Origin of the sequence: Paenibacillus sp. FSL H7-0350 (assembly GCF_038593195.1) — a bacterium.
Taxonomy (GTDB): Bacteria; Bacillota; Bacilli; order Paenibacillales; family Paenibacillaceae; genus Paenibacillus_AQ.
Genome location: NZ_CP151972.1, coordinates 3765855 through 3783320, shown reverse-complemented (window position 1 = coordinate 3783320; position 17466 = coordinate 3765855). Strand labels below are relative to the sequence as shown.

General features: G+C 51.7%; 21 protein-coding genes. All 21 read left to right on the top strand.

From position 1 onward, the window contains the following. Window positions 1–18: 18 nt before the first annotated feature. The 21 genes from wecB to fabZ all read left to right on the top strand — a co-directional run bounded on the left by wecB (window position 19) and on the right by fabZ (window position 17442). A complete protein-coding gene (wecB, locus tag NYE24_RS17295; protein ID WP_036699220.1) occupies window positions 19–1194 on the top strand; it encodes a UDP-N-acetylglucosamine 2-epimerase (non-hydrolyzing) in 1176 nt (391 codons plus the stop codon). A 164-nt stretch (window positions 1195–1358) separates the two neighbouring features. Continuing rightward, on the top strand, window positions 1359–1592 hold the full coding sequence (locus NYE24_RS17290; RefSeq protein ID WP_342476276.1) for an ATPase F0F1: 234 nt from the start codon (window positions 1359–1361) through the stop codon (window positions 1590–1592). Further along, on the top strand, window positions 1585–1962 hold the full coding sequence (locus NYE24_RS17285; RefSeq protein WP_036699219.1) for an ATP synthase subunit I: 378 nt from the start codon (window positions 1585–1587) through the stop codon (window positions 1960–1962). The genes NYE24_RS17290 and NYE24_RS17285 overlap by 8 nt, the downstream gene beginning before the upstream one ends. 29 nt (window positions 1963–1991) lie before the next feature. After that, window positions 1992–2759, top strand: a complete 768-nt coding sequence (gene atpB, locus NYE24_RS17280) for a F0F1 ATP synthase subunit A (protein WP_036699217.1) — start codon at window positions 1992–1994, stop codon at window positions 2757–2759. A gap of 104 nt (window positions 2760–2863) precedes the next feature. Beyond that, window positions 2864–3076: a F0F1 ATP synthase subunit C gene (atpE, locus tag NYE24_RS17275; protein ID WP_036699216.1), complete on the top strand. Its 213-nt coding sequence runs from the start codon at window positions 2864–2866 to the stop codon at window positions 3074–3076. Between the two features lie 97 nt (window positions 3077–3173). Further along, window positions 3174–3662 carry a F0F1 ATP synthase subunit B gene (gene atpF / locus NYE24_RS17270; protein ID WP_036699213.1) on the top strand — a complete coding sequence of 163 codons (489 nt, stop codon included), beginning with the start codon at window positions 3174–3176 and terminating at the stop codon, window positions 3660–3662. After that, window positions 3659–4210, top strand: coding sequence for a F0F1 ATP synthase subunit delta (locus tag NYE24_RS17265; protein WP_036699212.1), 552 nt, complete (start codon window positions 3659–3661; stop codon window positions 4208–4210). The genes atpF and NYE24_RS17265 overlap by 4 nt, the downstream gene beginning before the upstream one ends. An 11-nt stretch (window positions 4211–4221) precedes the next feature. Beyond that, window positions 4222–5733 (top strand): F0F1 ATP synthase subunit alpha, encoded by a 1512-nt coding sequence (atpA, locus tag NYE24_RS17260; protein ID WP_036699211.1) that lies wholly within the window; start codon window positions 4222–4224, stop codon window positions 5731–5733. Window positions 5734–5843: 110 nt separating this feature from the next. Further along, window positions 5844–6713: an ATP synthase F1 subunit gamma gene (gene atpG, locus NYE24_RS17255; RefSeq protein WP_342479179.1), complete on the top strand. Its 870-nt coding sequence runs from the start codon at window positions 5844–5846 to the stop codon at window positions 6711–6713. 52 nt (window positions 6714–6765) lie between these two features. Beyond that, complete coding sequence (gene atpD / locus NYE24_RS17250) at window positions 6766–8163, top strand: F0F1 ATP synthase subunit beta (protein WP_036699208.1); 1398 nt, start codon at window positions 6766–6768, stop codon at window positions 8161–8163. Between the two features lie 63 nt (window positions 8164–8226). After that, window positions 8227–8643 carry a F0F1 ATP synthase subunit epsilon gene (locus NYE24_RS17245; protein ID WP_036699230.1) on the top strand — a complete coding sequence of 139 codons (417 nt, stop codon included), beginning with the start codon at window positions 8227–8229 and terminating at the stop codon, window positions 8641–8643. Window positions 8644–8919: 276 nt separating this feature from the next. Beyond that, window positions 8920–9177, top strand: coding sequence for a DUF1146 family protein (locus tag NYE24_RS17240; protein ID WP_036699207.1), 258 nt, complete (start codon window positions 8920–8922; stop codon window positions 9175–9177). A 197-nt stretch (window positions 9178–9374) separates the two neighbouring features. Next, the gene (murA, locus tag NYE24_RS17235) at window positions 9375–10751 is read left to right on the top strand and encodes a UDP-N-acetylglucosamine 1-carboxyvinyltransferase (protein ID WP_036699206.1); all 1377 of its coding nucleotides are present in this window, start codon (window positions 9375–9377) and stop codon (window positions 10749–10751) included. A gap of 267 nt (window positions 10752–11018) precedes the next feature. Next, complete coding sequence (gene spoIID / locus NYE24_RS17230) at window positions 11019–12182, top strand: stage II sporulation protein D (protein WP_342479178.1); 1164 nt, start codon at window positions 11019–11021, stop codon at window positions 12180–12182. Between the two features lie 61 nt (window positions 12183–12243). Continuing rightward, a complete protein-coding gene (locus NYE24_RS17225; protein WP_036699267.1) occupies window positions 12244–12981 on the top strand; it encodes a M23 family metallopeptidase in 738 nt (245 codons plus the stop codon). Between the two features lie 253 nt (window positions 12982–13234). Further along, window positions 13235–13522, top strand: coding sequence for a sporulation transcriptional regulator SpoIIID (gene spoIIID / locus NYE24_RS17220; RefSeq protein WP_019915029.1), 288 nt, complete (start codon window positions 13235–13237; stop codon window positions 13520–13522). A 127-nt stretch (window positions 13523–13649) separates the two neighbouring features. Beyond that, entirely contained in the window at window positions 13650–14648 is a 999-nt protein-coding gene (gene mreB, locus NYE24_RS17215) for a rod shape-determining protein MreB (RefSeq protein ID WP_036699265.1), read from the top strand. A gap of 48 nt (window positions 14649–14696) precedes the next feature. Next, a complete protein-coding gene (locus tag NYE24_RS17210) occupies window positions 14697–15575 on the top strand; it encodes a flagellar hook-basal body protein (protein ID WP_076159463.1) in 879 nt (292 codons plus the stop codon). A gap of 70 nt (window positions 15576–15645) precedes the next feature. Beyond that, entirely contained in the window at window positions 15646–16467 is an 822-nt protein-coding gene (locus NYE24_RS17205; protein ID WP_036699261.1) for a flagellar hook-basal body protein, read from the top strand. Between the two features lie 9 nt (window positions 16468–16476). Further along, the gene (locus NYE24_RS17200; RefSeq protein WP_036699259.1) at window positions 16477–16716 is read left to right on the top strand and encodes a DNA-directed RNA polymerase subunit beta; all 240 of its coding nucleotides are present in this window, start codon (window positions 16477–16479) and stop codon (window positions 16714–16716) included. A gap of 303 nt (window positions 16717–17019) precedes the next feature. Further along, window positions 17020–17442, top strand: coding sequence for a 3-hydroxyacyl-ACP dehydratase FabZ (gene fabZ / locus NYE24_RS17195; RefSeq protein ID WP_036699258.1), 423 nt, complete (start codon window positions 17020–17022; stop codon window positions 17440–17442). Window positions 17443–17466: the final 24 nt, after the last annotated feature.

The window sequence follows — 17466 nt, the reverse complement described above, 5'->3', positions numbered from 1 at the left end:
GAAGAGAGGGAAGGGCTTATGTCCAAAATTAAAGTAATGACGATTTTCGGAGTGCGCCCCGAAGCGATCAAGATGGCGCCTCTGGTTCTGGAGCTGAACAGACATCCTGAGCAGATTGAGTCCATTGTCTGTGTAACTGCGCAGCACAGAGAGCTGCTGGATCAGGTACTCGAGGTATTCAAGATTACCCCGGATTATGATCTGGACGTAATGAAGGACCGCCAGACGCTTAACGAGATCACGATTCGGGTGCTCGAAGGCCTGGAGCCCGTGCTCCGCGAAGTGAAGCCGGACCTCGTGCTTGTGCATGGCGATACCCTGACCACCTTCCTGGCCAGCTATGCGTCTTTCCTGCAGCAGATTCAGGTTGGGCATGTGGAAGCAGGTCTTCGGACATGGAACAAGCTTTCGCCTTATCCGGAAGAAATGAACCGTCAGCTGACAGGCGTGCTTGCTGATCTGCATTTTGCTCCGACTCACTGGTCAGCGGGCAACCTGAGACACGAGAACAAAAAAGAATCAAGTATTTATATCACAGGCAATACCGTAACTGATGTGTTTCAATATACCGTACAGCCGGACTACCGGCATCCGGTCCTTGATTTTGCTTCAGGAAAAAGACTTATTTTGATGACGGCGCACCGCAGAGAATCCCAAGGCGAACCGCACCGTCATATTTTCCGTGCAGTCAAAAGAATCGCTGATGAATTTGAAGATGTAGCCATTGTGTATCCCGTGCACCCGAGTCCGGCAGTGAAGGAACCGGCGCATGAGATCCTCGGCGGACACCCTAGAATCAAGCTGATTGATCCGCTGGATGTCGTTGATCTGCATAACTTTTATCCGCATACCCACCTGATATTGACCGATTCCGGCGGCCTGCAGGAGGAAGCTCCCTCCTTTGGAGTTCCTGTGCTTGTGCTGCGTGATACAACCGAGCGCCCGGAAGGGATCGAGGCCGGAACACTGGAGCTTGTGGGGACGGACGAGGAGAAGGTGTATCAACGGACACATGCTCTTTTGACCGATCAGAACCTGTATCAGTCGATGAGCCGGGCCGCCAACCCGTATGGAGACGGCAAAGCCTCCGAAAGAATTGTCAATGCGATTTTGCACCATTTCGGAGCTGTTCCAGAGCGCCCGGAAGAATTTCACACAATGTTCACAAATGATAAAACAGGGCAAGACAACTAATATACTAACGTTAATAAAAGCAGCATACAGTTAAACTGTACGGTTTATATGGTTTTGGTGTTTTTTGCTGTGATTATTTTCATATTTTCATGCGATTTTGGGCAATTTTCTGTGAATTGACAAAGAGTCTGGATATTCAGTAAAATTAGTTGGGATTGTAGCCTATGAAGGAACCAAAGGATGAGCCTGGACTGGGGCGAACTGCTCTAGTACTCGGGGGTGCGGGCAGCTTGCTCGCCGCTTACATTGTAATAGGCTTTTTTGTGGCAAAGTGGCTGCGCAATCTGATGGACGGACCTGCCTTTTGGCTGGCTATCGGAACGATTGCCGGGTTGATTCTCGGCGTTGTGAATGTTGCTTTGCTAATCAAAAAATTTTTGGGGGAGCAAAATGGATAATATGACTCCCGTAATCAATATCGTCACCAGGGTGACAGTAATCATTATGGCAGGATTGGTAATGGGGTGGGCTCTCCATCATGAGACCCGTGCAGTTACTCTGGGAATGACACTCGGCTTGCTGGCAGGACTGGTTAATTTCCGTTATCTAGCCCTCAAGGTCAGAAGAGTGACAGCAGCGGTGGCGAAGCAAGGGAAGAGCTCCTTCAGCCTTGGTTTTGCTACAAGAATCAGTTTTGGAATTCTGGTTACCATGTTTTCAGTCAAATATGAGCATTTTTCGCTGGAGGCAACGATTATCGGCCTGTTCATCCCCCAGCTTCTGGCTATTCCCGTGGGGATATATCTAGGAATCAAGAATAAGCTGTAGCCATATTAACGAGAAAGGGGGATGATACTATGCACGAAATGCCTTTAATCTATGTTGGCGGAATACCAATCGACCTGTCTGCTGTGCTGATGCTGGTAATCAGCTCGGTGATTGTATTCGTACTGGTCATGCTGTCCGTCCGCAACCTGTCGGTTGAGAATCCATCCAAGCTCCAGAATTTCATGGAATGGGTGGTCGAATTTGTACAGGGGCTGATCAGCAGCGCCATGGATCTGAAGAAAGGAAAGCCTTACATATCACTGGGATTGACGCTGATACTGTTTATCTTCGTCTCCAATCTCCTTGGTCTGCCGTTTTCCGTTATTACAGAGGCCGATGGTCCAGTTACAGTCTTCGGACATGTTATCGAAGCAACCAAGAACCTGGCTGATGGCGCGCATGCTGAGATTCTGTGGTACAAATCGCCGACCGCAGACATCAACGTAACCGCAGGACTTGCGATCGTTGTGTTTGTACTCATGAACTACTTAGGGATCAAGCTGAACGGCAAGCATTATTTCAAACATTATATTGAGCCGTTTCCAATTTTCTTGCCGCTGAACATCATTGAGAACCTGGCGAAGCCAGTGGCGCTTGCCATTCGTCTATTCGCTAACATTTTCGCCGGCGAAGTTCTGATTACTGTCATTCTGAAGCTGGGACTGTTCAGTATTCCGTTCCTGGCCATCTGGCAAGGCTTCAGTATCTTTGTCGGGGCGCTTCAGGCCTTTATCTTTACGATTCTGACGATGGTCTACATCGCACAGATGACGATCCACGAGGAAGAAGCGCATTAATAAGCTGCCGTGAGGATAGCGGCAGGTGCCGGAAACCTTCGCGGGAGATTTTATATTATTAAGACATTACACAAAGAACCGAAATTAAAGGAGGATATTTACAAATGGAATTTTTAGCAGCAGCAATCGCGGTTGGTTTGGGCGCACTTGGCGCAGGTCTGGGTAACGGTATGATCGTCAGCAAGACGGTGGAATCTATCGCCCGTCAGCCGGAAGCACGTAACGCACTGCAGACAACAATGTTTATCGGTGTAGGTATCGTGGAAGTTATTCCTTTGGCCGCTACAGTTATCGCGTTCCTGATCATGTTTACTTAATAAACCGTTTTTACGGTTTGGCGGGGAGGGCAAGTGCCATCCGCGCCTTACTTTTGTATATGTCCGCAAGCCGCGGTAACGGAAGGGAGTGACCTCAGTGAATATCGTTTGGACCAATATAGTATTTTCCATTGTTGCATTTGGAGTTCTGTACTTCCTGCTCAGCAAATTTGCCTTCAGCAAGCTGTTCGGAATTATGGAGAAGCGCCGCGAAATGGTGCTGCAGCAAATGGATGAAGCAGCCAAGACCCGAGAGCAGGCGGTCGCTTATGTAGAAGAGCAGAAGCAGGCCCTGCAGCAGGCGCGCCAAGAGGCACAGGCTATCATTCAGCAGTCCCAGGCTACCAGCAACAACCAGGTTGACAAGATTCTCGAGCAGGCTCATGTGGAAGCAAGCCGTCTGAAAGATGAAGCGGTACGTGACATTGCGAACGAGAAGAATAAAGCGGTCGAAGCGCTGCGCAGCGAGCTGGGTACAGCCTCGGTCCGCATTGCCTCGAAGCTGCTTGAGAAGGAAGTTGCAGCTGACGGCGAGCAGGAACAGCTTGTTGATCAATACCTCAAAGAGGTAGGAGGCCGATCATGAGCCGCGATACGGTAGTTGCCGGGCGCTATGCCAAAGCCTTGTACAGTGCAGCAGTCGATGAAGGCATTACACTTCAAGTGGAGGAACAGCTCAAATTAGTCGTCGAAGTGCTTTATAACGATGCAGAGGTGAAACGGTTTATCCTGGCGCCCCGCATCTCGCAATCCGACAAACTGAATGTGCTGCGCGGGACACTTCAAGGTAAAGTCTCAGAAGCGGTCATGAACACGGTACAATTATTGGTAGAGCGGGGCAGAACCGATATTTTCGAAGAGTTGCTTGCCAAGTATATCAAGATTGAAGGGGATGCTCTTGGCATTGGCTACGCTACTGTCTATTCCGCTTATTCCCTGAATCAAGCTGAACAGGATAGTGTTGCGGCTGAATTCAGCCAGCTTACTGGCCGTAAGATTCGTGTAACCAATGTAGTGGATAGAAGCCTTCTGGGCGGACTGAAGGTCCTAATCGGCGATACGCTATATGATGGAAGTCTGGCTGGTAAGCTTACGCGTCTTGAGAAATCCTTTAATGATAAGCAAAGAAGATAGGGGTGAGGATATTGGGCATCAGACCTGAAGAGATCAGCACTTTGATCAAAAGTCAAATTGAGCAATATAAAGCCGATATCGAAGTGGCCGAAATTGGCACCGTCATTCAAGTCGGCGACGGTATCGCCCGTGTCTACGGTCTGGAAAACGCAATGGCAGGGGAACTGCTGGAGTTCTCCAACGGTGTAGTGGGCATGGCGCTTAACCTGGAAGAAAGCAACGTCGGTGTTGTTATTCTAGGTGAATACAAAGAGATCCGCGAAGGCGATCAGGTCAAACGTACCGGCCAGATCATGCAGGTTCCGGTCGGCGAAGCCATGCTGGGCCGCGTAGTCAATGCACTGGGTCAGCCGCTTGACGGCAAGGGTCCAATCGCTACTACGGAATTCCGTCCGGTTGAACATAACGCGCCGGGGGTTATCGACCGTAAGTCGGTACACGAACCAATGCAGACGGGTCTAAAGGCAATCGATGCCATGGTTCCAATCGGCCGTGGACAACGCGAGCTGATCATTGGTGACCGTCAGACAGGTAAGACAGCAATCGCAATTGATGCGATTATCAACCAGAAGGGCAACGGCATGAAGTGTATCTATGTTGCTATCGGACAAAAACAATCTACTGTAGCACAGGTAGTAGAAACCCTCCGCCGCCATGGCGCGCTGGATTACACTATCGTTGTAACCGCGTCGGCTTCCGAGCCTTCTCCGCTACTCTATATTGCTCCGTACGCAGGCTGTGCTATGGGCGAATACTTCATGTATAAGGGCGAGCATGTGCTTGTCATTTATGATGACCTTTCCAAGCAAGCTTCGGCTTACCGCGAATTGTCCTTGCTGCTCCGCCGTCCACCGGGCCGGGAAGCTTTCCCTGGTGACGTATTCTACCTGCACTCCCGTCTGCTGGAACGTGCGGCCAAGCTTAGCGATGCGCTTGGTGGAGGTTCATTAACCGCCCTGCCATTCATCGAAACACAGGCTTCTGACGTATCGGCTTACATTCCAACGAACGTAATTTCGATCACAGACGGCCAAATCTTCCTTGAATCTGATCTGTTCAACTCCGGGCAGCGTCCGGCGATCAACGTTGGTATCTCCGTTTCCCGTGTAGGGGGTTCCGCACAGATCAAAGCCATGAAGAAGGTCGCCGGTTCCCTGCGTCTGGATCTGGCTCAATACCGTGAGCTTCAGGCTTTCTCCCAGTTCGGCTCTGATCTGGACAAATCAACACAGGCCCGTCTGAACCGCGGTGCGCGTATGATGGAGATTCTGAAGCAGGGCGTGAATCAGCCGCTTGGCGTTGAGCATCAAGTGGTTAGTCTGTACACCGCTGTCAAAGGACATTTGGATGATATTCCTGTCAAGGACGTTAAGCGTTTCGAGAAGGAATTCCTGGCCTTTATCGACAGCAGCGGAGCCGCCATCCTCAAATCCATCACGGATACCAAGGATCTGACAGCAGACAACGAAGCTGCTCTTAAGGAAGCCATCGACAAATTCAAAAGAGGCTTTGCTACAAGCTAATATATAGAGATTACCGTTTATACTTATGAAGTTAGCTTTGGTACGTCAAAGCTCAGCTTATGCTTACGAAGTTAGCTTTGGCTACGCCAAAGCTCAGAGGTGGTGAAATCATGGCAAGAAGCATGCGCGATATTAAACGTCAAATTAAGAGCGTTCAGAACACCAGACAGATCACCAAAGCGATGGAAATGGTCGCTGCGTCCAAGCTGCGCAAGGCACAGGAGAAGGCAGAAGCAGCCCGTCCGTATTCAGAGAAGCTGAAGGAGGTTGTCTCGAGTATTGCTGCCGGTACGCAGGATCTCCAGCACCCGATGCTGGTCAGCCGGCCTGTCAAAAAAACAGGTTATTTGATCATCACCTCGGACAGAGGTCTTGCCGGCGGCTACAATGCGAACATTCTGCGTAAAGTAACGATACTGATCGCAGAACGCCATAAGTCCAAGGATGAGTATGCGCTGTTTGTGATCGGGCGCAAAGGCCGTGACTTTTTGCGGCGCCGTGAATATCCCATTGTAGAAGAAATCACCGAGCTGTCCGATACCCCGAAATTTGCCGACATCAAGTCGATTGCTTATTCGGCGGTTAACCAGTTCGAGACAGGTGTCTATGATGAGATCTACATTTGCTACAACCAGTTTGTCAATGCGATCAGCCAGATTCCGACTGTAGACAGACTTCTGCCTATGGAAGGTGTTGGGGAAGGCGGGCATCACGGAGCAGCTGCAGCTTATGAGTACGAGCCTTCACCTGAAGGCGTACTGGAGGTTCTGCTACCTAAATACGCCGAAACTTTAATCTATGCTGCTCTTCTGAACGGCAAGGCCAGTGAGCTGGGAGCCAAAATGACAGCCATGGGCAGTGCAACGAAGAACGCGTCAAAAATGATCGGAGAACTTAGACTTACGTATAACCGTGCCCGTCAGGCGGCTATCACGCAAGAAATTACCGAGATCGTGGCTGGTGCAAACGCGCAGTCTTAATAGGAGTGGGCTTAAGGTCCATATGTAACAGCTTTCGAGGAGGGAAATGAAGATGAACAAAGGACGCGTTGTGAGCATTATGGGTCCGGTTGTCGATATTGAATTTGAACGCGGCCAGTTGCCCCAGATATTCAACGCCATCAAAATTGTTGCGAGCCTCAGCGATGGCCGCAACATGGATCTGACTCTTGAAGTTTCCAATCATCTTGGAGATAACTTGGTGCGCTGTATCGCCATGTCGTCTACAGATGGACTGGTACGCGGTATTGATGCGATTGACCAGGGAGCGCCGATCTCGGTTCCTGTTGGTGAAGCAACACTTGGCCGCGTATTTAACGTACTTGGTAATCCAATTGATAACGGTGCTGAAGTGGTAGCTGCAAGAAACCCGATTCACCGTTTGGCTCCTACCTTTGATGAGTTGTCTACTCAGGCAGAGGTACTGGAGACCGGAATCAAGGTAATCGACTTGCTGGCCCCGTATGCCAAGGGCGGTAAAATCGGCCTGTTCGGCGGTGCCGGCGTTGGTAAAACAGTAACTATTCAGGAATTGATCAACAACATTGCACAGGAACACGGCGGGATTTCCGTATTCGCAGGCGTTGGCGAGCGGACACGTGAAGGGAACGACCTCTATCACGAAATGACCGATTCCGGCGTTATCAAGAAAACAGCGATGGTCTTCGGACAAATGAATGAGCCTCCGGGCGCGCGTCTGCGCGTAGCACTGACTGGTCTGACCATGGCGGAATATTTCCGTGATGTGGAAGGCCGCGACACGCTGCTCTTTATCGATAACATCTTCCGGTTCACCCAGGCGGGTTCCGAAGTATCAGCCCTGCTCGGCCGGATGCCTTCTGCGGTAGGTTACCAGCCTACACTGGCTACAGAAATGGGCCAATTGCAGGAGCGGATTACGTCCACGAAGAAAGGCTCCGTTACTTCCATTCAGGCGATCTACGTACCTGCGGATGACTATACTGACCCTGCACCGGCTACGGCGTTTGCCCACTTGGATGCAACGACCAACCTGGAGCGTAAAATTTCCGAAAAAGGGATCTTCCCTGCGGTTGACCCGCTCGCTTCCAGCTCGCGGATGCTGGCACCGGAAATCGTCGGCGAAGAGCACTATAACGTGGCACAAGGCGTTAAGCAGCTGCTGCAGCGTTATACCGAGCTTCAGGATATCATTGCCATCCTGGGTATGGATGAGCTGAGTGAAGAGGATAAGGTGATTGTATCCCGCGCCCGTAAGGTTGAGCGCTTCCTGTCCCAGCCGTTCCACGTAGCAGAGCAGTTCACTGGCTTCAAAGGTAAATACGTGCCGATCAAAGAAACCGTACGCAGCTTCAAGGAGATCCTCGAAGGCAAGCATGATGATCTTCCGGAAGTAGCGTTCCTGTTCGTAGGCACAATTGAAGAAGCAGTGGAAAAAGCGAAAACGTTGTAACCCTAAGCATGCTTATGCTGGGGGATCGGGCTTTATTCTGTAAAGCTTTGAGGAGGAATGGAAGTGAATACCTTTTTGCTCGAAATAGTTACTCCGGAGCATTTGGTCTACTCCAAGCAAGTGAACAGTCTGACGGTACGCGGCGTGAATGGTGAGCTGGGGATTCTCCCGGGGCATATTCCGCTCGTCACCCCGCTTCAGGTTGCTCCGCTTAGCGTTAAGGCGGACGGTGTTACAGTCTCCATCGCTGTGCATGGCGGTTTCGTTGAAGTGCACAAAGATAAGGTAACGGTGCTGGCTGAAAGTGCTGAGCTGCCCCGGGATATTGATGTGGAGCGCGCTGAAGCGGCTAAGGAGCGGGCTGAGCGCCGCCTTAAGCTGCAAAGCAAGCAGGATGAGATCGATCACCGCCGTGCGGAGCTGGCATTGCAGCGTGCTGTAACGCGGATCAAAGTTTCGACCGGTAAAGGACAACAGTAGCAGATAAGCGGTCAAGCCCTGGGCTTGACTGCTTTTTTTGAAAGAATTTATATGTTTTGGGGCCCCCCGCAAAGTACCTGAGTCATCTTCGAAGCTAAAGTCCACTTTGTGGGGGAATTTTGCTGTGCGCGAATCTAGCAGATTATGAACATATCGTCATCAGATCTGCATATAAAGACCCAATTGTTTAAAATTTCGTAAAAGTACTGGATTCTTTTCCCCTGCACAAGTATGATATAAGAGTCGATTTCCGAGTACCTAACACAGGGGGCTAATATGAACACACGCTTATCCGCTGAGTTGTCGGGTGCGATCGGCACCAGCAATATGATATCGATGGTTATCTCTTTGATCTGCGTTGCATTATCCTGGTGGTCACTTCAGAACCTTAAGCTGGATTTGGTCATAAGATATCCCAAGAGCCCTCAGGGCAGACTGCTGCACCTGTTGTTGGCGATTGTTCTGGGTCACTTCGTGGCCGGGTTCCTGCTTGATTATCTGGGCTGGAGCGGACTTATAGGACGGATGTTTTAACAGAAGCAGCTTTGGTTATATCTGTATAGGCTGATGCAGTGAAAAAAGTGTCGAATAATAAGGTTTTATTATGTGAACACTGAAGTTAAGCAAGGAATCTGCACCTAAGACGCAATGACGGAATATTCAATATCTTAACAGACGAATTTTAACCTCAAAATTAATTTCAGAAATAATGGACGCGGAGGGAAACCGAAATGAGCAAATTTATCGTCCGCGGTGGCAACAGATTGACCGGGAGCGTGAAAGTTAGCGGCGCAAAAAATTCCGTACTACCGATCATAGCCGCCTCTCTATTGGCAGAAGAAGGAGTTAGCGTCATTGTGGACGCACCTCCGTTAGACGATGTAATGACGATTAACAAGGTATTGGAATCTCTGGGTGCAGGTATTACATACCAGAACGATGTGATTGAAGTAGATGCTACTAATATTACTTCCTGTGAAGCACCATATGAATGGGTACGCAAAATGAGGGCTTCTTTCCTGGTTATGGGCCCACTCCTGTCCCGTATGGGGCATACTCGTATTTCTCTGCCTGGCGGTTGTGCCATTGGAACTAGGCCAATTGACCAGCACTTAAAGGGTTTTGAAGCGCTTGGAGCCGAGATCAGTCTGGGCCAGGGCTACATCGATGCGAAAAGTAACGGAAGACTGCGCGGAGCGAAGATCTATCTGGATGTTGCCAGCGTAGGTGCGACCGAAAATATAATGATGGCTGCCGCGCTTGCCGAAGGCACCACAGTGATTGAGAATGCGGCTAAAGAGCCGGAGATTGTCGACCTTGCCAATTACCTGAACGGGATGGGCGGCATTGTACGCGGAGCCGGTACCGGAGTAATCCGGATTGAAGGCGTCGAGCGTATGCACGGCGTAAGACATCATGTCATTCCTGACAGGATCGAAGCTGGAACCTATATGGCGGCAGCGGCGATTACAGGCGGTGATGTGTATGTTGAGGGAGCTATTGCCGACCATCTGGGTCCGGTGATTGCCAAGATGGAGGAAATGGGCGTTACGATTATCCCGGATGAGAACGGAGTCCGTGTCATCAGCGACAAGCCGCTGAAGGCTGTCGATCTCAAGACTTTACCTTACCCGGGATTCCCGACAGATATGCAGTCACAGATGATGGCGCTGCTGCTCCGCTCGGAAGGAACGAGCGTAGTGACAGAGACCGTCTTCGAGAACCGGTTCATGCATGTGGATGAATTCCACAACATGAACGCGGAGATCAAGATTGAGGGCCGTTCTGCGATCGTGACCGGCAATGCCAGTCTGGTCGGCGCTAAGGTATGTGCTACGGACCTGCGTGCAGGGGCTGCGCTAATTTTGGCAGGACTTGTGGCGGAAGGCACTACAGAGGTTAGCGGAACGCATCACATTGACCGCGGGTATGTGCACCTGGCTGAGAAGCTGTCAGGACTTGGTGCGGACATATGGCGTATTTCCATGGAAGAGTCGGCTGTTCCTGCTGCGAAGGAAGAAGCGCTTAAGCCTGAACCGGCAAGAAGCGAATCCTCCAAAGCCGAAGAGATCAGACCACGTTTCCAGATTCAGCCTTCTTGGGTATAATAGTTATTCTTAAAAATATTAGGACCAGCCGCTTAGCGGCTGGTCCTTTTTTTATAGAAAGATAAGAATTTATATGTTTTGGGGTCCCCGCAAAGTACCTGAGTCATCATCGAAGCTAAAGCCCCACTTTGTGGGGTTATTTTGAGAGTATAACTTATATATTCCGGGGGGATTCCGCAACTCTCTTTCTCTCAAAATCCCGTTCTAGCAGGTGCCGCAAATTCATATCTATAAGAATCACCGGTGCTTACGGAAGGAGCCATAGAGATGAAAGAGTTAATCAACCTGCGGCGCATCCTGAAGCGTCCGCGCAGCGTAGCGCGCGCGCGGCGCGGCGCACACCCGCTGCGGCGGCTGGCCCCCGCCGCCTGGCTGGCAGCGCCCCTGCTGGCGGCGCTGCTGCTGCCGCTGGCTGTTGTCCCGCAGCGCGGGGGACAACAGCCGCCGGCGCCCCCGGCCGTGCCGCAGGCCACGGCCTCTCCGGCGCCGCCGGCACCGGCTGCCGCAGAGGCGCCGCAGCCGGAGGTCTCCGTCTATTTGTCGCGGAGCGGACAAATCGAGACCTTGCCGCTGGAGGAATACGTCAGCGGCGTACTGGCGGCCGAGATGCCGGCCGAATTTGAGCTCGAAGCGCTCAAGGCGCAGGCCGTAGCGGCCCGCACGTTCATTGCCCGCCGTCTGGCCGCCGGCGACCATAGCGGGGTACCCGTTCCCGAAGCAGATGTGAGCGATACGGTAAGCCATCAGGCTTACGTATCGAAGGCCGTGCTGGAACGGGACTGGGCGTCCGGCAGCAAGCGCGCCGGACTGGCGAAGATCCGCCGCGCGGCCCTGGAGACGCGCGGGACGATCATGACCTATCAGGGGCAGCCGATCACGGCTTCCTTCTTCGCCTCCAGCGGAGGGTATACCGAGAACTCCGAGGAGTACTGGAACGCTGCGGTCCCCTACCTGCGCAGTGTAGCCAGCCCGTGGGAGCTGCGGATCACCCCGAACCTGGCGGTAACCTACACCTTCAGTAATTCGGAGCTGCGCAGCAAGCTGGGCCTTGGGACCAAGGACCTTTCGGTGTCTGCCAGTCTGGGAGCTTCGGGCAAGGCAATGCCGGTCTCCTCTCAATCCTCCACCAGCTTGCCAGCGGAGGTACTGTCGCTTACAGCCGGCCACCGGATCAAACAGATCTCTATCGGAGGAAAGGTGTTTACCGGGCGGGAAGTGAGAGAGAAGCTGGGGCTGCGCTCGAGCCAGTTCACTTGGAAGCGCCAAGCGGGGAAGGTACTGATCACCACGTATGGTAACGGGCATGGTGTCGGCATGAGCCAGTGGGGGGCGAACGGAATGGCGAAGCAGGGAAAGACGGCCACACAGATTCTCAAACACTACTACAGCGGGGTCTCTTTTACCGGAATCTCAACTCTCCTGAAAAAATAATCTGCAAGATACGTATAAAAGCGAAGCGCCCGGTAACACTGGTTACTGAGGTGATAACCATATGAATGAACAAGACAAAATCAAATCAACCCATGATGAATCTCTCAAAAACAAGCAGGGAGATTCAGGCGCCAAGCCTTCTTCATGGAGCAGACTGTTATCCAAACGGTGGGTATTCCCGGCAGTCTACACGGCGGCAGCGGCACTTATACTAACCTTGGTGTGGGTCTATCAGGATGCCGGCCAGAAGCCGCTGAATCCTGACAACGCCGCGGTAGTATCCCAAGGTGAGGCCGGCAGCAAGACAGGAGCTGCCAGCGGTGATCCCGAAGCTCTGGAAGTTGTCGCATCCGCCGAAAGTCTGGTCTGGCCGGTAGCCAGCCCGAGTGAAGTGGAAGTGGTCAAACCGTACTACGATGAGAACGGCACGGAAGAGAATCATATTGCGGCGATGGTGCAGTACAACAATACCTTTGTCACCAATACCGGAATTGATATTGCCCGTGAGGACAACAAGACGTTTGATGTGAAGGCGGCGCTCAGCGGTGAAGTTACCAGAGTGGAAGATGTTGCTGTGCTGGGCAAGGTAATCGAGATTACCTCTCCCGGCGAGCTGAAGACGGTCTATCAGAGTCTGGGTGAAACCAAAGTGAAGCAGGGCGACGAAGTGAAGCAGGGCGATATGCTGGGGGCAGCGGGGCGCAATGAGATGGAGAAGGGTCTTGGCAACCATGTGCATTTTGAAGTGCATGAGGACGGCAAGATTGTGAATCCTTCGGATCTGCTTCCGCAGCGCTAAGCCGAATGATCAGCAGGGGGCGGAAGCCTCCTGTTTTTTTATGAATTTGTAAGGACGGGCTAACTGGTATTCTTGACCTGAAATGGACAGTCCGGCAGGTTCTATTCTGGAAATGGGGCAGTGAAATGCAGTGAATTGGGTTGTCCGACAAATAAAATGAGCCTTCCTGAGCTTGTCATGTCCTGAAAGCGCGAATATATAGGCCCGCCCCTCATATAATGTACCAAACTATTCACAGTTGGGAGGCGGGAGCGTGCACGATTACATCAAGGAACGTACCATTAAAATCGGACGCTGCATCGTGGAAACCAGGCACACGGTCCGGACCATAGCCAAGGAATTTGGCGTTTCAAAAAGCACGGTGCATAAAGATCTAACCGAACGGCTGCCGGAAATCAATCCGGATCTGGCTGATCAGGTGAAGCACATTCTCGAATATCACAAGTCCATCCGTCATCTTCGGGGGGGAGAAGCCACAAAAATTAAATATAAGAAAACCACAGGTAAGAAGCGTGAGGTTGCCGTAGCCTCAAAGCCATAAGATTTTCGGATTTTCGCGCCATAATTCAGGTTTAGTCCATTGTACTCACCCCCTAAAGTATGGTATTTTTAAATTTGGTACAATCTTCTTTTCTCATTTAAAATAACACTTTGGGGGCTCTTTCATTATGCTTAGCAAGGATATCGGAATCGATCTCGGCACAGCCAACGTGCTCATTCATGTCAAGGGAAGGGGAGTCGTTCTGGATGAACCTTCCGTGGTCACACTTGAAAGTGATACGAAGCGGGTCCTTGCGGTTGGTGAACAGGCACGCCGGATGGTCGGGCGGACACCTGGAAATATAACGACGATTCGTCCGCTCCGTGACGGTGTAATCGCCGACTTTGCCATTACGGAAATGATGCTCAAATACTTTATTGACAGCGTTGGCGGCCGGACCTGGTATTCGCGGCCCCGTATTTTGATTTGTGCTCCCACCAATATTACTTCTGTGGAAACGAAGTCCATCCGTGAGGCGGCAGAGCGCAGCGGGGCCAAAGAGGTTTTCATGGAGGAAGAGCCCAAAGCTGCAGCCATTGGCGCAGGTATGGACATTTATCAGCCTAGCGGAAATATGGTCGTCGATATTGGCGGCGGAACGACGGATGTAGCCGTATTGTCCATGGGCGACGTCGTTACCGCCTCTTCCATCAAAATCGCGGGGGACAAGTTCGACGATGCCATTTTAAGATATATTAAACAGAAATATAAGCTCCTGATCGGTGAACGCACAGCGGAGGATATCAAAGTGACTATCGGCTCGGTACGTCCGGGCGGGATGAAGGCAGAGATGGATATCCGCGGGCGTGATATGGTGAGCGGACTTCCCCAGACCCTTACTATTTCATCCGGCGAGGTGAAGGAAGCGCTGTGGGACCCGGTCTCTTCGATTGTGGCTGCGGCCAAGTCAGTGCTGGAGCGTACGCCTCCTGAGCTGTCGGCAGATATCATTGACCGTGGAGTTGTATTGACCGGCGGAGGTGCCCTGCTTAACGGACTGGACGAGCTGCTCTCCGAACAGCTGCATGTTCCGGTCTGGGTGGCTGAGGACCCGATGCACTGCGTTGTCAAGGGTACGGGAATCATGCTGGATCATTTGGACAAGGTGGTTAAGAAAAAGTTCTAGCCTGCCGATAATAAGGAGAACAGCAGATTCAAGGAAGGGACTGACCTCATGCTCAGAGGATTATATACAGCCGCAGCAGGAATGGTAACGCAGCAGCGCAGACATGATACGGCGACGCAGAACTTGGTCAATTTGAATACAACGGGGTACAAGCAGGTCGACAGTGTCAGCCACGCTTTTCCTGAGGTGCTGGTCACCGCGATGAACGGGGGCGCTGCCAAGCCTGTCGGACGGATCAATACCGGTGTTTTTGCCGAGCAGTCTGTCTCCCAATACCTGCAGGGCGACCTCATTGAGAGCGGCAAAAGCGTAGATTTTGCGCTGTCTACCGATCTGCAGGTCCCAGACCCGGAGAATCCGGGCGTAAATCTTGCTTTTGACGGCTCGGGTAAATATATCAGTCCGGATGGCGAGGTTACTTACCGGCCGCAGGCGTTCTTTACGGTTCAAGATAATGAAGGCAATAATTTATATACACGTAACGGAAGCTTTACAGTCGCACCTACAGGGGAAGTGCTTAGCTCGGGCGGGTTCAGAGTGCTCGATAATAACGGCAATCCGCTACGATTGACAGGGCCTCAGGATAACCTTAAAGTGGACGGGCAGGGAAATCTGATTAACAATGCTACGGGACAGCCTTCAGGCACCCGGATCGGAATCAGTGTCATCACAAGACCGCAGGAGCTGGTGCGTGATGGTAATGGTGTCTTCCACGCTGATGATGCCGAGGCTGCAGATATCCGTTTTTCTAATGGAACTGATAATCTGCAGGTCCGTCAGGGCTACCTTGAGAACTCTAATGTGGATGCCACTCAGGTCACTGTGGATATGAACGCCGCTTACCGGGCTTATGAAGCGAATCAGAAAGTGATCCAGTTCTATGACAGCAGCCTGCAGAAGGCCGTGAATGAAGTCGGCAGAGTATAGCGGAGCTGCACGGACCATTGTTCTGACAGTGTAAGCCAGTTTCTTATCAAGCTTGTGGGAGGTTAGACCCGTGAACAACTCGACAATCGGTGCATCTGTCTCTATGGCCAGTCTGCAGCAGCGGCTGGATATTATAGCGGATAACATTGCCAATATGAATACCAATGGTTATAAGAGCAAAGAAGGCTCATTCGAGGATGTGCTTACCCGTGTGCAGCAGCAATCCAAGGATTATGACCAGACTGGCCGCAGCATGCCGCTGGGCTTCAATATCGGCTTCGGCGTGCGTGTGCCTACAGTGTCAAGTAATTGGGAGGAAGGCACGCTCCAGGAGACAGGGAAGCCTACGGACTTGGCGCTTCAAGGCAACGGATTGTTCGGCGTTCAGGTGAATGGTGAAACGGCATATACCCGCCAGGGGAATTTCCACTTCACCCCGGATACCGCTAATAAGGACAAGATGATTCTTGTGGACAATACCGGGAATCCTGTATTGGGGGCTAACGGCACCCCGCTTACCGTAGGGGCTAATGTAAGTGCTGCTATTGATGAGCGCGGGCAGGTGTGGACCAAGACGGATGAGAAACAGCCGCCTGTCTTGGCCGGGTCTCTCATGATTGTAGAGCCGCTCAGCAAGAGTGCTTTGCAGGCAGTGGATGGTAACTTTTATGTATTGGCTGAGGGCGTGACCGCGCAGCAGGCTTTCATGCCAAGAGCAGCGGGCGAAGCGAAGGATGTAGGCGTTCGCTCAGGCTATCTGGAATCCTCTAACGTGGATCTGAGCCGGGAAATGACGGAGATGATGCAGATTCAGCGTACGTATCAGCTTGCTGCCCGGGCGCTGTCCTCCAGTGACCAGATGCTGGGCCTGGCTAATAACATGCGCGCGTGAGGTGAAGGAATGAGTCGTGAGAAGGTTAAGACTGCACAGAAAGCAGAAGAAGAGCAGCAGCAGCCGGTCAAGCGGCGCAGGATTAGGGCCTGGACCATTATCCAGTGGTTCCTAATTCCATTGCTGCTGGTTGCCGCACTTGGAGGCGGGCTGGTCGTAGGGTATGTGATCCTCGGCAAAAAGGAACTAAGTGATGTGCTCCTGTGGAGTACCTGGAAGCATGTATATGATCTGGTGTTCGCACCTTGAAACGCTATGGAATACCGATATCGGAGGCTCCCTTGTTGTGCAGGGGAGTTTTCTTTTTTATACTGAAAAATGTATAATGATGGCGTGCCCTAAGAGCGCCAAAAAGGGCTCTCTCCGCCATGCTGCCGCGTGCGGTGGAGAAAGCCCCTTATCTTAACCTCCACTGCTGCAGGTGGTGAAGGATAATTATAGTTTTTGCCGAAGCTGTCCATATTTATGCAGGGCAGCGGAGAATAAAACAAAAGTGCTGCTGTAGGCGGAGGTTCATAGACGCGGTTACAACCGAAGGGAGCTTTAATAATTATGATGGATACCAATCAAATTCAAGAAATAATCCCCCACCGGCCCCCATTTCTGCTGGTGGACAAAATTACAGAAATAGAAATGGGCAAACGGGCAGTCGGCATCAAAAATGTAACGGTAAATGAGCCATTTTTTGCCGGGCACTTCCCTGGCTTCCCGGTGATGCCGGGTGTGCTGATTACGGAAGCCTTGGCTCAGGTAGGTGCTGTGGCTATCCTTGGAGTAGAAGCTAACCGGGGCAAAATCGGTTTTCTGGCCGGGCTTGACGGCTTCCGCTTCCGTGGACAGGTTGTCCCTGGCGATACCCTTGTACTTGAGGTAGAGATTACCCGGCTTAAAGGCAGCATCGGCAAAGGACAAGCCACTGCCAAGGTGGACGGCAAGACGGTAGCGTCCGGCGAGATTATGTTCGCACTCAGCTAGTTGCTGTTATAAACTTATACATTA

Excerpts from the sequence above, each read along its gene's own strand:
- wecB (WP_036699220.1), top strand. The coding sequence starts at position 19 with ATGTCCAAAATTAAAGTAATGACGATTTTCGGAGTGCGCCCCGAAGCG.
- NYE24_RS17290 (WP_342476276.1), top strand. The coding sequence starts at position 1,359 with ATGAAGGAACCAAAGGATGAGCCTGGACTGGGGCGAACTGCTCTAGTA.
- NYE24_RS17285 (WP_036699219.1), top strand. The coding sequence starts at position 1,585 with ATGGATAATATGACTCCCGTAATCAATATCGTCACCAGGGTGACAGTA.
- atpB (WP_036699217.1), top strand. The coding sequence starts at position 1,992 with ATGCACGAAATGCCTTTAATCTATGTTGGCGGAATACCAATCGACCTG.
- atpE (WP_036699216.1), top strand. The coding sequence starts at position 2,864 with ATGGAATTTTTAGCAGCAGCAATCGCGGTTGGTTTGGGCGCACTTGGC.
- NYE24_RS17265 (WP_036699212.1), top strand. The coding sequence starts at position 3,659 with ATGAGCCGCGATACGGTAGTTGCCGGGCGCTATGCCAAAGCCTTGTAC.
- atpG (WP_342479179.1), top strand. The coding sequence starts at position 5,844 with ATGGCAAGAAGCATGCGCGATATTAAACGTCAAATTAAGAGCGTTCAG.
- atpD (WP_036699208.1), top strand. The coding sequence starts at position 6,766 with ATGAACAAAGGACGCGTTGTGAGCATTATGGGTCCGGTTGTCGATATT.
- NYE24_RS17240 (WP_036699207.1), top strand. The coding sequence starts at position 8,920 with ATGAACACACGCTTATCCGCTGAGTTGTCGGGTGCGATCGGCACCAGC.
- murA (WP_036699206.1), top strand. The coding sequence starts at position 9,375 with ATGAGCAAATTTATCGTCCGCGGTGGCAACAGATTGACCGGGAGCGTG.
- spoIID (WP_342479178.1), top strand. The coding sequence starts at position 11,019 with ATGAAAGAGTTAATCAACCTGCGGCGCATCCTGAAGCGTCCGCGCAGC.
- NYE24_RS17225 (WP_036699267.1), top strand. The coding sequence starts at position 12,244 with ATGAATGAACAAGACAAAATCAAATCAACCCATGATGAATCTCTCAAA.
- mreB (WP_036699265.1), top strand. The coding sequence starts at position 13,650 with ATGCTTAGCAAGGATATCGGAATCGATCTCGGCACAGCCAACGTGCTC.
- NYE24_RS17210 (WP_076159463.1), top strand. The coding sequence starts at position 14,697 with ATGCTCAGAGGATTATATACAGCCGCAGCAGGAATGGTAACGCAGCAG.
- NYE24_RS17200 (WP_036699259.1), top strand. The coding sequence starts at position 16,477 with ATGAGTCGTGAGAAGGTTAAGACTGCACAGAAAGCAGAAGAAGAGCAG.
- fabZ (WP_036699258.1), top strand. The coding sequence starts at position 17,020 with ATGATGGATACCAATCAAATTCAAGAAATAATCCCCCACCGGCCCCCA.